The organism is Bradyrhizobium uaiense (assembly GCF_010811875.1).
Classification (GTDB): Bacteria; Pseudomonadota; Alphaproteobacteria; order Rhizobiales; family Xanthobacteraceae; genus Bradyrhizobium; species Bradyrhizobium uaiense.
Genome location: NZ_VKHP01000011.1, coordinates 68,033 through 81,706 on the forward strand (window position 1 = coordinate 68,033; position 13,674 = coordinate 81,706).

Genomic DNA, 13,674 nt, shown 5'->3' on the forward strand with positions numbered 1-13,674 from the left:
TGCTGCGGTCCTTTGCCGGTGCTCACCAAAAGGGATTTCGATAGAGCACGGAAACCAGAGAAGAGGAGGCGATGTCAATACGAGGTGTGCTGCTCGCCTGGCTACCGTGTCGATTGCAATTGAAGGAGCCCGGTTCTTCGCAACTAGTCTACGGACGTCAGGGACTGCTCTTATAGCGCACAAGGTCAATGCCGCGGTTCTGCCGCTGGCGGATTGGGCCAATGTGAGCTCAAGTCGAGCGGTAGCGATCTGGGAGCCGAGAAGGCGACTACGGTGGCTGCATCTTACAGGAACGTCGCAAGGTGATGCTGTGGCTGCTACATTGGCTCGATCGCGGCCGCGATCGTTGATCCCCCAGCGTTAGAGGATGGTGATCGTCCGCCTCAGCGGTAGCTGGTCATTCCTAAGCAACTGGGGAAGATCCCCACTCGATTCATCAGTGGCGCGCAGGACGATTTAGCGCAAGGTCGCAAGCAGTCGTTCTGCCTGCCTTAGATCGGGTGTATCCAGGCCTTCCGCGAACCGCGCGTATACAGGCTGGAGAAGCGACCTTGCGTCAGTTCGACCTTGGCTTGCCCACAACTTCGCCAGGTCGACGGCAGTGCGCAACTCCCAAGCCAATGCACCTTGGCGGCGGCTCCACTCCAGTGATTGTGTGAGGCATTGTTCAGCATCTTCGTATTTGGGCTGAGGCATCGATAGCAGAACGTCAGCCTTCGTACGAAGCAGCTCAGCCATGTATGAAACGTCTCCGTTTTCCTCGACCATTTCGATGGCCTCGCCGACGAGTTTGACGGCTTCAGCGTGCCGGCCGATCGCTGCAAGTCCCTGTACAAGCGAGATACTAAACATTGTGGTGAGCAATTCGTAACGCGCCGAATGGAGATCCGCCAGCGCGCCCTGCAGACTTTCGACCCCGAGCTTTGCTGCGCCGCGACGAACGGCCAACAAGCCTTTGTAGCCACGTCCAACTGCAAGGTAGGGTCCCAAGGAGTGAGTTTCCGCGCGTGCGATAAACCACTCCAGGAGTTCTTCGGCGGTCTCGAGGTCCCCCATCCATAGGAATAAGGAAATCGCCCAAATCAATGTAATTGATAGGGTCACAGGATGGTCTGTTGCCGCAGCGTCCTTAATGGTTTCTTTTGCACGCAACCGGGCTTGATCCGGATAACCTTGGAGCCAAAGCGTCCGCGCGAGGAAGATACCAGCCAAGTCATGCCCATCGAAACCTAGATAAATCGCGTTGCTTCGTTGGGGTGTCGTCATGCGCTGTTGGGCCGCTTCCAACCCCAAACGGGCACCGGCAAGATCGCCCGTGTGGGTGAGCGAAATACCAGAGATCGAATGGGCAAGTGCAATGGCAGTGGGATCAGCGACCACTTTGGAGAGAGCGGAGGCTCGCTTCCCCAATGCTATGGCAGTCTTGAAGTCGCCGATCCGCAGATGGTACATCGTAAGCGGCGCCAATAGCTGCAATTGGTTGAGCGGCTCGCCGCGTTCTTCAGCAATCGCCAGACTTCTGTTCAGGGCCACGCGCGCCGCATCGGTGCTGCCGCGAGTAAACATCAACGACAGTCCCAGTGCTGCTTGAAGATGCATTTCCTCGAACCCACCGCGGGTGGTGTCGTTAAGAGCGGCAATTGCCGTCTCTGCCCAGCGATGACATTCAGTTAGCAAAGACATTGCGAGAAAGACAGGTCCTGCGTTGGCAGCAAGTGAGACTCCGACTTTAGCAGAGCCGCTATCGCTAAAGCTCCATTCCAGGGCCGCCCGGACGTCGCCGAGGCCGGAAAGGTAAGGCGCACGCTCCAATGCGTTCGACAACGTGGGCCATGTCGCCCCTGTCTTTTCCAGCCATCGTTGGCAGTAAGCCGCGTGGCATTGTCCTAAATCTGCAAGTTCAGCACCGCGGGCACCAAGTCCGAGGACGTAGGAGCGCGTCGTAGCTAGGAGCCGATAGCGCATCGATCCTCCTATGGAACGCGCCACGACCATCGATTTCGACACGAGACTTTCGATTGCATCGAATACGAGAGACTGATCGGCGGTCACGCTTACCGTGATGGCTTGTGCCGCCTCCAACGTAAAATCCCCGACGAACACTGCGAGACGGCGGAGTACCATGCGTTCCGGTTCAGACAGGAGGCTAAAGCTCCAATCCAGCGTGGCCTGAAGGGTTCTCTGGCGCGGTGGCGCGGTTCGTTGTCCCTGCCATAATAGAGTCAAGCGTTCGTCGAGCATCGCTGCAGTTCGTTGCAGGCCCAAAGCCGCAACGCGTCCGGCCGCCAGCTCGATCGCAAGGGCCACGCCGTCGAGCTTACGGCAGATGCCGGCCACGACGGCTGCATCCGAGTCGTCCAGATTCACGCGAGTACCCGACGCGGCTGCACGCTCGACGAACAATTTCGCCGCGGAGAAGGCCAAAGTGGCGGCTGCTGTAGGCGGACAATCCTGTGGTGGAACGTCGAGAGGCTCTAGCCTGTAGATAAATTCGCCGGTTGCTCGAAGAGCCTCTCGACTGGTCGCCAGGAGATGGACTTGCGATGTAGCGCGAAAAATCTGCGCAGTGACCGCCGCAACGGCGTCAACTACATGCTCACAGTTATCGAGCACTAGAAGGATTCGTTTGTCCCGCAGGTGTGAGACGATACTCGGGGTCGGATCGTCGGACCGCACCGATATCCCCAGGGTCGACGCCAAAGAAACGGCTACCATCCCGGGATCACTTATGATCCCGAGGTCGATAAAAAGGGCTGACCCAACAAACGTTTCCAACAGATCGTGTGCGACCGCAACGGCGAGCGTTGTCTTCCCAACTCCTCCAGGGCCCACGATCGTGACGAAGCGCGAAGTTGCAAGCTGAGTGGAGAGGGTCGAAATGTTATCGGTCCGCCCGATTATGCGAACCAAGCGAGCAGGCAGAAGGTGGTCTGCCTGAACCGGTCTGGTGTTCCCTGCCTCTCCTGTATTCTTGTTTTTCACCGACGAAATGGGAGCAACGAAGCAGTAGCCGCGTCCCGGAACCGTGGCAATGTATCTGGCACAATCCTGCCCATCGCCTAGAGCCCTGCGCAAGGCAGCAATCTGGAATCGTAGATTGGCTTCTTCTACGCTGATACCGGACCAAACTTCCGAGATCAGCTCTCTTTTGTCGAGGACTTCGTTCGGGCGCGATATCAACGCGATCAGCACGTCGAGCGCTCGCGCCCCCAGTTCGACGGGGTCTCCGCCTTTAGTCAGGAGGCGTTCGCTCGCGACAAGGCTGAACGGACCGAAGGAAATTGCGTCTTTGCTCTTTGCAGCCGGCTTCGCAATCATTTCTGCCCATGTGACAAAACGATACCATCAATTCATGTCCTTCAACTTAGCGTAAAGATGGCTTGAGGCGTTAGACTAATCCGGATGTTTCGCCAGGACTGTAAGTGATTTGGCCGCCAGCCAGCGAGAGCTCCACAGGCAGGTCGGAGCCTTAAGTGGTTGATGTACCTGGTATCCCCGAATTTGTGTGACTGCGGCTGGTGGAGCGTCCAGATCCAACGGTTGCCACGCACGTAGCTGCTCTTGATCAGTCAGGTCTTCTGCCCTATCGAGACATTCTGCCGCGTACTTTGATGCGTGCAAGAGGATCCGGCGTCTCGGGGGCGGCGACGCCGCATGCTTGTTTCGCTCATGTTGAGCGACGCAGGAAGCTCAGGGGGCATTGGCTCTCCTGAGAGAACCATCGATTCATCTTCGTCCATCTATCGTACGCTTCAATCGATACCTGCGCCCGTCAGTTGTTCGCTGAGTTGCCACAAACGACCTGCGGAAACCGGATCGATGGCACGTGGCCGCACACCATGCAGTTCTGTGCTGTCGTCATCGGGGAGTTTGATGGCAATCTCGCAGTCAGCGCAGTAGACGCCGCCCATGCCATCAAGTTGCGGACTAGTTGCGCACCATACGCTGGTAGCAGCCCCTTGCTGAGGTGTTTTCTTGTTGTTGCACGGATCGATGATCGGCTTACCAGCTTCGTCGAGAACCTTGCTGGCATCGATCTCGGCTGGTGACATGTGGCGGAGCAGATCCGTAACGATGCCTCCCGGATGCACCGCGAAGGCGCGCACGCTACGACTTTTCCCGATTGAGTCGAGTGCAACGGCAAACAGGGAATTGGCAGTTTTCGACTGTCCATAAGCGATCCAGGGATCATATGGGCGGCGCTCAAAGTTTGGATCATGAAAGTCGATGCCGGCCCGGCGGTGGCCATACGAGGAGAGAGCGACGACGCGGGCTCCTTGAGCGCGAACGAGCGCGGGCCAAAGGCGGCAGGTGAGCAGAAAATGGCCAAGATGGTTTGCGGAAAATTGCGATTCATAGCCGCGAGCATCGCGCCTTAGTGGGGCGGCCATCACACCCGCATTGTTGACTAAGATATGGAGGGCATGATGCGCATCGAGAAACCGCTTCGCGAAGTGATCGATCAATGAAGGATCAAGCAGGTCAATGGTTTCGATCGTGATATCCGGCATATCGACCAGGTTTGCCTTTGCTTTTGACATATCGCGGACCGGTACGACCACCTTTGCACCAGCCGACCGAAAGGCGCGTGCGGTCTCAAGGCCGATTCCCGAATAGCCGCCGGTCACAACCGCGGTCTTACCAGTCAGATCGATTCCTTTGATCACTTCGGCTGCCGTAGTGGCGGCACCGAACCCTGAATTGATAGGAGCTTGAGGAGTTTGCATGGGTCACCGAGGAGGCAGGTCGTCCACAACAGAAATGAACTCTTCACCGAAGCAACCGACTTGAGCAACAAGCGCGGTCGAACTCGCAGCAGGGGCTCCTAACTTTCACGCGACAATAGCCGCCGTCCCCTATCGTCAGCATGATCGCACAGATGCGACAGTGTAACTCGTTGTGTTTTGTTTGGCGCCGTTAATCGTTGCAAGCAGGCCCTCACATCTTTCCGAAGAAATCTCACTTAATGCGTGAAGCCGTTCTGTTGTGGCTTCTGACCACCTAAGGAGAGACTTGAATGACCAAACTTACGCTTGTTTGCGCTGGTGTGCTGGTAATCACGGCGATCGCCGCGGCTCCGGCGATAGCTCGAGAGAAACATGCATCTGTCAGGAAGGTTCAGGATGCTTATGGTAGCCTGACGACCCCTGCCTCGACCACTACCAAGACTCGGCCCTGCCTCAGGGAGCCGGATGTCGGCTCATTCGCGACCGCTCCCTATAGGCGGCCGCCCTGCGTGCCAACGACGGGGTATTGACTCACGTCTGGTAAGCACTGACGTCCCCGGGTGCATTATAAGTCGGGCTGTCGTAGTCGCGCAGCCCGACTTCGTGATCTGTGCAAACCGATGGTTTGGGACCGGTACGTGGGTCGCTTTTTGGAGCTTTGTCGCGAGCCGCGTCAATATGAGCGCTGGAGGACTCAATCGATGAGTGCGACTGCAGCCCTGGTTAGGAACAGCATTTTGCGGCTGGGCGCCCGACGGCCCCCTCGTTTCGGACAGCGACGCCCTGTTCGTGGGGTAATTAATGGCTCACGCCCGGCGAACGATGCGAGATTGGACGCCAAGCAGCGGGGCCGTAAGGTAAACCTCCAGAAGCAGCGGCAGCAAGAGGCGGTTGCTGCGCGTCAGCGGCCATCATTGCGCATGCGTAAGCTTTCGATCTACGAGTAGACCTGCCGCATGTGATATGAGGTCTATTTTTAAGACGTAGCCGAGAAGCGGCTCTGCTCGCACTCGTGGCTCGTGATCGTTGGTTCGGCTTGCCGGATGAACGCCAACAGATCCGCGTTGATCGTCTCGGCTTGTGTAGTCGGCATTCCGTGCGGAAAACCCTTGTAGGTCTTCAGCGTGCCGTTCTTCAAGAGCTTTGCCGACAGCGGTCCGGAGTCGGCATAAGGCACGATCTGATCGTCGTCGCCATGCATGACAAGCACGGGCACGGTGATCATCTTCAGGTCCTCGGTGAAGTCGGTCTGTGAGAAAGCGACGATGCCATCGTAGTGCGCTTTCGCACCGCCCATCATGCCCTGCCGCCACCAGTTCTCGATCACGGCTTCCGAAGGCTTGGTGTTGGGCCGGTTGTAGCCATAGAATGGACCGGCTGCGAGATCGCGATAGAATTGGGTGCGGCTCGCCGCAAGCTGCGCCTGCAGGCCGTCGAAGACGGATTTGGGCAAGCCACCCGGGTTAGCCGGCGTCTGCACCATCAAAGGTGGCACGGAGCTGATGAGCACCGCCTTCGCCACCCGGCTCTCGCCGTGGCGGGCGATATAATGCGCCACCTCGCCGCCGCCGGTGGAGTGGCCGACATGCACAGCATTCTTCACGTCGAGATGCGCTATCACCGCCGCGAGGTCGTCAGCATAATGGTCCATGTCATGCCCGTGAGCCACCTGGCTCGAACGGCCGTGGCCACGGCGGTCGTGGGCGATCACGCGATAGCCGTGATTGAGGAAGAACAGCATCTGTGCATCCCAATCGTCAGATGAGAGCGGCCAGCCATGGCTAAAGACGATCGGTTGGCCGGAGCCCCAATCCTTGTAAAAAATTTCGACGCCATCGTTGGTCTTAATGAAAGACATGCTTTCCCTCGTGTTGGGCGCGAATGAGCCCCTGCTGGTCCGGTTAGCGAGCCATTACCTTCGCGCACAAAGCGCGAAGTTGCGCGTTGAATGGTGTTAGGTGCCGTGTACTGTTGTGAACCAGGCGAGCGCACCGCACGCTGGCGTCGATGCAGATATCCATAGCGTTGCATAAGCCAGACCGGCGGTGTCCCAGGGCTTGTAAGGCAATACGTCAGCCTATGAACACCCGTCTGGGTCTAAGCTCTTCGTATGAATCCCATGACTCCTTTTGCTGCCGGGCGTTTACCTACGTTCAATTGAGCCGTTCATCTTGATGGCCTTAGGCTACATGCGTCGGCGAAAATGTAGATCTTTGAAGAGTGAACAAGAGTTTTGGCTGGACAGCGTCAATAGCAGCAAAAGGAGATCGCAATGCAAAACTCCTGCGAAAGCATCAGTCATGGCAGAGGCGCGCGATGCGCAGTTTGTGACGGAAAGTTCGGACTGATCCGACACTACTCGTGGCGAACTCCTCTTTGTTCCCAAAAGTGCGTCGATCGCTTCAAAGCTCGCCGCGCAGGTGATGCCAGTTGGCTGGCCTGGCTCCAAGTCATCCTAAACCAACCGCCGAGAACAGCGTGAGGCCACTATGACGTTCCAGATATCACAACGAGGCAAGCAATACCTCAAGACGGCGCAGACTTTGCTTCGTGCTGCCAGGTCGATGACTGACCAAGCGATCGCTGATCAGCTTAAGGCCCTTGCCGACGACTACGAGCGGCGAGCGGAGAAAGCTTCGCTTGTTGATGCGGCCAAGGCATTGGCACGATCGGCTGCTGATACAGAAAGCGAAGCAGTGTTTGAGAGAGGCTGGACATGACCCACGTGTACTTCCACTGCTCTAACAACAGACAGATGTTGGTCGATCGATGTGGTGCATTGGTGGGCGACCTCACGGAGGCTCGTGATCACGCCGCTTGTGTTGTGCGATCCCTCACAACGGCGCGCAACCTCGAAGATTGGCGCGACTGGATCTTGCACGTCAACGACGATCTTGGTGATGAGCTATTCGTCGTTCCCTTTGTATTCGTACTCGGTAAGCCTCATTAGGGATGGGACGCTCGTGGATCAAAAGCTAATGACACCGCTTCTTTGGAAGTGAAGGATATCGTGAGAAACCGAGCAAGCTCATCCTAGGTCGAGCAATACTTGAAGGAGCGGTCGAGTGAGCGTCATCGGCGCTTACCTTCTGGTTACCGCCGGGCTCAACGATTGCGGCGATAGACTGTCATCTAACCAAAGCGAGGCACGAGGATGGGCGGGGTGATTTTGTTTGTTTCGAAATCTGAGCGCGAGCGGGTTCGGCTAATTCGAGAGGCGCGCGCGATATATGAAAGCATCTTCCCTGCGGAGGATCGTATCAGTGAGCCGAAGAGCGGGACGTTAGACGGGCATGCGGACCGTGGCGTGGATGAGTACCACAGGAATGGAGTCCACTCATGATAAGAATTGTCGCAGTGCTCTGCAGCCTTGTCTCCCCGACAAGTTGTCGTGAGCAGACCGTAACGACCTCCGAATTTGCTGACGTCTCACTGCAGTCGTGCCTGATGGGCGCGCCGGAGCTTGCCGATTGGATGAAACAGTATCCAGCCGAGCGCCTGGCGGCGTGGCGCTGTGTGATCGGCAACCAAGTCAGTAGGGGAGCTTAGGGCGGGGAGCGGAACACTCCTCAGGGCGAATGTGGTCGATGCACCGATATTTCGTTCGCCACGATTTGCAGAGATTTGCACCTGCCGCACCGCACTGACGTCCCTTGTCGGGTACCAATTTGCCTCGCGGAGGCAGCTAGGTTCGCAAGTGCTTGGCCCCGGCGCCCCCTCCCTTCGCCGTGGCCCCGCGGCCGGTCCTTCCCCCGAGGACCGGCCGCCCTTTCAGGACCTGATAGCCGACCGAGTTGGATTGAATGGGCACGGCGGCTTGTGGACCTGGGAAGTCCAATCGTTGAGTACAAGCCGGCCGGAGATTTCGAGTCATGACCTATGATCACTTCTTTGCCTCCGCACTCGCTCGCCTGCATAGCGAACGGCGCTACCGCGTGTTTGCCGATCTCGAGCGCATTGCCGGGCGTTTTCCGCATGCGATATGGCACTCTCCCGACGGCACGCGCCCGGTCGTGATCTGGTGCTCGAACGATTACCTTGGCATGGGCCAGCATCCAAAGGTGATCGGCGCGATGGTCGAAACCGCGACCCGGATGGGCGCAGGCGCAGGTGGTACCCGCAACATCTCTGGAACCAATCATCCGTTGGTCGAACTGGAGCGGGAGCTTGCGGACCTGCACGGAAAGGAAGCGGCGCTGGTGTTCACCTCCGGGTACGTGTCCAACGAAACCGGCATCGCAACGATCGCCAAGCTGCTCCCAAACTGCTTGATCCTCTCCGACGCGTGGAACCACAATTCGATGATCGAGGGCGTGCACCGTGCGGGCGTGGAAAAGAAAATCTGGTGTCACAACGACGTCAGTCATCTCGAAGATTTGCTGGCAGCTGCGGCACCCGATCGCCCGAAGCTGATCGTATTCGAGGCCCTCTACTCGATGGACGGCGATGTCGCGCCGGTGAACCGCATCTGCGATCTCGCAGAGCGCTACGGTGCCATGACGTATATCGACGAGGTCCATTCGGCCGGCATGTACGGTCCCGCGGGCGCGGGCATTGCCGCGCGAGAGGGGGTCCTTGACCGCATCGACGTGGTCGAGGGGACGCTGGCGAAGGCGTTCGGCTGCCTCGGCGGCTACATTGCGGGAAGTGCCGACGTCATCGACGCAGTACGCTCTTATGCACCGGGATTTATTTTCACGACCGCGCTGCCGCCAGCGATCTGCGCCGCCGCGACCGCGGCAATCCGGCACCTCAAGACGTCACAATGGGAGCGCGACCGTCATCAGGACCGCGCGGCGCGGGTCAAGGGTGTGCTCAACGCCGCCGGCCTTCCGGTGATGCCCAGCGAGACACACATTGTGCCAGTCATGGTGGGTGATCCGGTGAAGTGCAAGGAAGCCAGCGACCTGCTGCTCGCTGAGCATGGCATCTACGTCCAGCCGATCAACTATCCGACCGTCCCGCGCGGCACCGAGCGGTTGCGCATCACGCCGACGCCCTACCATGATGACGTGCTCATCGATGCGCTCGCCGAAGCGCTGATCGATATCTCGGGGCGTCTCGGGCTACCGCTTCGGCATCGCGCGCTCGCAGCGGAGTAGGTGCATAGCGGGGCATTAGAGGTTCGTTTGTTCCCCGCCCCAGCGTCGTCAACCGCGCGGAGATTTCGTGTCAACCTGTCAACCGTGTCAACCCAGATCTCAAGATCTGCGACTAGTGACATTTCGGGGCGCGCTTGCTCCGTAAGGGGCGGGGAAGGAAGGACCCGCGCAGCATGGACCCAAAGGTCCACAATGCGTCAGCTTTCGATCCATAACAAGACGCGATCGAGCAGCGACGGAGATGGCTAAAGCCACAGCGACGATTCGCGAAGCTTCTACGCCATTTCGGTCGAAAACCCTCGCTGGTCTATCCTATTGAAATAAATACCTCTTATCTAAATAGCTTAAGGAAGGAGAAGGTTGAGATAGTTTTGATTGTCACGTAGAGAGCTTGTGAAAGCAGCCTAATCGCCGAAATTTTGATCTCGTTTAAATATATAGCGGGCGAACTGTCGTACCTTCGCCGGCAGATCGAAATGTCATTTAGCTAGTGGCTTGTCTGTATGCCGAGGGTTCTGCGCAACCCTCGGCGTACTATCGCTCATTGTCGAGGTGCTAAACCGGAACCACGTCGTCGAGAGGATCAGCGCGGTTGCTTCCATTCATTTCCGCGCGTGGGCGATCGTCACGGAGCTTGACATTGAGATAGAAGCGCAACCGTTTGGAATCATCCCGTTCGAAGTGCCTTTTCAAGTCTCGGCCGAACTTAGTCTCAAAGACCGGCGATTTTGAGTTAGCATGACACCACTCCAGGAAAGCCTGATACATCGGACGCGCCTGCACTTTCGAACCGTCGACCCTTTCGAGGCAGTCCTCCGCAAACTGCATCACGATATCCATCTCTTTGCGATAGTCGGCTGTCGCGGCGGCAACGCTCGGAGCGACGTAGAGCCCGTTCTGAAGGAAGTCCAGAGCCCCCTCGCACAGCCAATTCAGGATGCCGGGAGCATCCTTAAGCATTTCGCCGACCATCTCTTCGGGATCTCGCATATCCTTTTCAGCAATCTGAACTGGCCACTTCAACAGCAGCATTCGGCGCCAGATGCCATTAGAGGTGTCAGTAATCTTTGGCAGACCGTTACCGCTCATGTGCGGCTTCGCCCGCGGCATGAAGTCAACGAACCCCTTGAACAACGTTCGAACAGGGATTTCCTCGCTGCCGGTCAGCTTCTTAACAAGCTCAGATTGAAGCGGTTTGCCTTCGGGCAATTCCAACACTCGCACCATCCGCTTGCCGAAAAGGCGAATGAGATCTGGCGACGCTCCGCCGGCACTTCGCTCGCCTTGTCCGATGATAGACTCGGTTGGCAACCCGACAGCAAAGCTCTTCCCCAACAACCTCATGAGCAATTCAAGATAGACACTCTTCCCGTTTGCGCCTTCTCCGTAATGAAACATGAACCGTTGCAGTGGCACGCCCAAAATGCTGATGCCGGAAAATTGCTGCAAGGTGCGACGCGCCTCCGGATCCGGCATCATTTTTTCAATCCAACTCTCGAAGAATGGAGCTCGGGCGGATTGATCGTACATCACGGGAACCAATGCCGTGATATAATCAGACTTTCGATGCCCTTTTCGCGCGCGGATTCGGCAGATCGTGCGGGTTGACTTATCGTCCGGGCACTCAAGGTCGTTCTCTTGGACAAATGCCAAGGTGTGGCTGAGTGTGGCCACGGAAAGTGCGCTGGCGTTGAACTCCTCGGCAGGCTTCCGCCACCTGGGTGCGCCGCATTCCAGCATTGCTTTAAGACGAGAAGCATTCTTGGAAATGACACCAAACCTTTTATGAGCTGCCTTCCGCGCCGCGAAGGAACGTTGGGCGGCTTTTCCCGACTTCACAGCTTCGTGCAGTGTTTTTGCCGATGTCTCATCATGATCCCGCGTACCGTTGAGGTCAGATGCAGCTTTTGAGCCGGCGTCGATAGCCTTTTGTTCGACTTCTGTAGGTCGAAGGAGATCGGCCTCAAGCTGGATAAAGTCTCCGACCGCTTGGGCCATCATCCAAGCGTTTGCCTCCCCGTTATCGATGTCCCAATGTCGTCCCGACCAAGCCAATTTGTCCCCGCCGGGGATGCCAGCGGCTTGCATGATCAGCAACTCGTTCGGAAAATAAGCTTCGAGACGCTTGGCATTATCGGTATCTGACTGGTCCAGCAGCGAACATGCCGCGAGGGTCTCCCGACCTGGACCCTTCAACTTGGGGGGGCTCGGGGGATTTCCAAGCGCGGGCGTGTCAGTCGTGACACTGGTCGAATCGTCGCCCAGGTTGGGCGGCATCGACGTCAGCCACTCAGGTGGATCTTCGATCGGAGCTTCCCATTTTTCGGCGGTCCAATCGTTCGACGCGTTGAAGTCATCATCGATAGGGAATGGCGGCTCGTGGCCAAAGTCATGAATCGCATCGGACGCGACCAAGTAGACCATTTCGTCACCGTAATCGATCATATCGGCGATGCGTGTTGGATCGATGCCGCTATTGAGCCAATCGTTGAAGTCCTGCCCCTTGCGATCGTTGGCACGAACGTGTTTCTCGGTGGGCCCGCAGAGACCACCGTTTGTTGTTTGAGTCATTTGAAATTCCAGCTTGTCGAGGCGAGCTCGTGTGGCGTCGCCGGTGAGACAGTGGGCTCAGAAAACGTAACAAATCCCTAGATTCGTTTTCTGTCCCACCTCGGGGTAAGCGATTGATCTATATGAGGACTTGCAGTCCCCTAGGGAGCGCCAGCGGCTCTAGAAGCGCTGATGGATCAAAAACATCCTGCAAATCATGGCTTTGTCTGCTGTCGGGTGGTAGCAGAGAGTAGTAGCTTTGACGCGCGCGCTGATGGGACTGATCAAGGACAGACACGGGACTTACTACGCTCAGCGCAAGGTGCCGGAACGCCTGCAGGAGGCCGTTGCGCGTGTGCTCAATTCCGGCCGGGACCGCCAAGTCTTCCTCAAGAAATCGCTCGGCACCAAGAAGCTCAAGGACGCGAACGTAGCTGCCACGCACGTCTTGGCTGATTTCGACCGAACATTTGCCGCTGCCGAGGAGCTGCTCAAGAGGCGTCCCGTCATTCCCTCACTGACCGATGGCCAGATCAAGCGCATGGCCGAAAGCTTCTACGCCAGCATGTTGGCGAACGACGAAGAGGAGCGCCAAGAGGGAACTGGATCGGAGGCAATCTTCCAGAGCGTTGCGGAGCAGCTCACTGCTGTAGGGATTGAATATCGAACACCGTTTGCCGTGGGTGCCCTGCCCGAGGCTGGCTTGTCGGACCGCGAAATCACCAAGCGGAGCGATACGCTCGAACACCAGCTAGCGGTTGTCCCTAAGGCCCTAGCCCGGGGCGATATCACGGTTATCCGCGAGGAACTGGATGAGCTGTTGCTGGCGTTCCAACTCAACGTTGACCGCAAGAGTGTCTCGTATCGAAAGCTGGGCATGGCGGTGCTAGCGGCCCGCGTGCGTGCACTCAAGGATATCGAAAAGCGCAATGCCGGCGAACCCATTGAGACACCGCAGTCGGCTTACGCCATCCCTGAGGGCCCCAAGGGCGAACAGGGAGGTGGAGGTGGGCTAAGGGAAGCTTTCGAAGGCTGGAAGAAGGAGCGCGACAGGCCTGAGGGCACTGTTCACGAGTACGGCCGCGCCATCGAGATGTTCATTCAGCTCCACGGCAATCTACCGCTCTTGGACATCCGTCGCTCTCATGCGCGGACGTTTCGCGAGGCGCTCCAGATGGTGCCCAAGACCCGCAGAGGGCCGCTTCTCAAGGCCTCACTTCCTGAGTTGGTGGAGCACGGTCGGAAGCATGCAGGCGGCCCGAAGGTTTCCGCAGGTACGGTGAACAAGCAGCTTG

Annotated in this window: 9 protein-coding genes and 1 pseudogene; 6 read left to right on the forward strand and 4 right to left on the reverse strand. The window is 57.7% G+C overall.

Translation table 11 applies throughout. From position 1 onward, the window contains the following. Positions 1-456 precede the first annotated feature (456 nt). The 3 genes and pseudogenes from FNJ47_RS05225 to FNJ47_RS05235 form a co-directional block, all read right to left on the reverse strand. Positions 457-3,318: an ATP-binding protein gene (locus tag FNJ47_RS05225; RefSeq protein WP_163151293.1), complete on the reverse strand. Its 2,862-nt coding sequence runs from the start codon at positions 3,316-3,318 to the stop codon at positions 457-459. A 434-nt stretch (positions 3,319-3,752) separates the two neighbouring features. Then, positions 3,753-4,727 carry an oxidoreductase gene (locus FNJ47_RS05230; protein WP_163151295.1) on the reverse strand — a complete coding sequence of 325 codons (975 nt, stop codon included), beginning with the start codon at positions 4,725-4,727 and terminating at the stop codon, positions 3,753-3,755. A gap of 1,039 nt (positions 4,728-5,766) precedes the next feature. Continuing rightward, a pseudogene (locus FNJ47_RS05235) lies at positions 5,767-6,585 on the reverse strand (alpha/beta fold hydrolase); the annotation flags it as partial. Between the two features lie 631 nt (positions 6,586-7,216). Here FNJ47_RS05235 and FNJ47_RS05240 point away from each other — a divergent pair. The 5 genes from FNJ47_RS05240 to hemA all read left to right on the forward strand — a co-directional run bounded on the left by FNJ47_RS05240 (position 7,217) and on the right by hemA (position 9,829). Next, entirely contained in the window at positions 7,217-7,447 is a 231-nt protein-coding gene (locus FNJ47_RS05240; protein WP_163151299.1) for a hypothetical protein, read from the forward strand. After that, entirely contained in the window at positions 7,444-7,677 is a 234-nt protein-coding gene (locus FNJ47_RS05245) for a DUF6894 family protein (RefSeq protein WP_163151301.1), read from the forward strand. Before FNJ47_RS05240 ends, FNJ47_RS05245 begins: the two co-directional genes overlap by 4 nt. A 204-nt stretch (positions 7,678-7,881) precedes the next feature. After that, positions 7,882-8,070, forward strand: coding sequence for a hypothetical protein (locus tag FNJ47_RS51035; RefSeq protein ID WP_235999457.1), 189 nt, complete (start codon positions 7,882-7,884; stop codon positions 8,068-8,070). Beyond that, positions 8,067-8,276 carry a hypothetical protein gene (locus FNJ47_RS53845; protein ID WP_163151303.1) on the forward strand — a complete coding sequence of 70 codons (210 nt, stop codon included), beginning with the start codon at positions 8,067-8,069 and terminating at the stop codon, positions 8,274-8,276. Before FNJ47_RS51035 ends, FNJ47_RS53845 begins: the two co-directional genes overlap by 4 nt. Positions 8,277-8,599: 323 nt before the next feature. Further along, on the forward strand, positions 8,600-9,829 hold the full coding sequence (hemA, locus tag FNJ47_RS05255; RefSeq protein ID WP_163151305.1) for a 5-aminolevulinate synthase: 1,230 nt from the start codon (positions 8,600-8,602) through the stop codon (positions 9,827-9,829). A gap of 555 nt (positions 9,830-10,384) precedes the next feature. Here hemA and FNJ47_RS05260 read toward each other — a convergent pair. After that, positions 10,385-12,400, reverse strand: a complete 2,016-nt coding sequence (locus FNJ47_RS05260; protein ID WP_163151307.1) for a DNA primase family protein — start codon at positions 12,398-12,400, stop codon at positions 10,385-10,387. Positions 12,401-12,653: 253 nt separating this feature from the next. Between FNJ47_RS05260 and FNJ47_RS05265 the strand changes: the two genes are divergently transcribed. After that, positions 12,654-13,674, forward strand: a 1,021-nt coding sequence (locus FNJ47_RS05265; RefSeq protein WP_206685291.1) for a DUF6538 domain-containing protein, incomplete at its 3' end; no start/stop codon positions are given.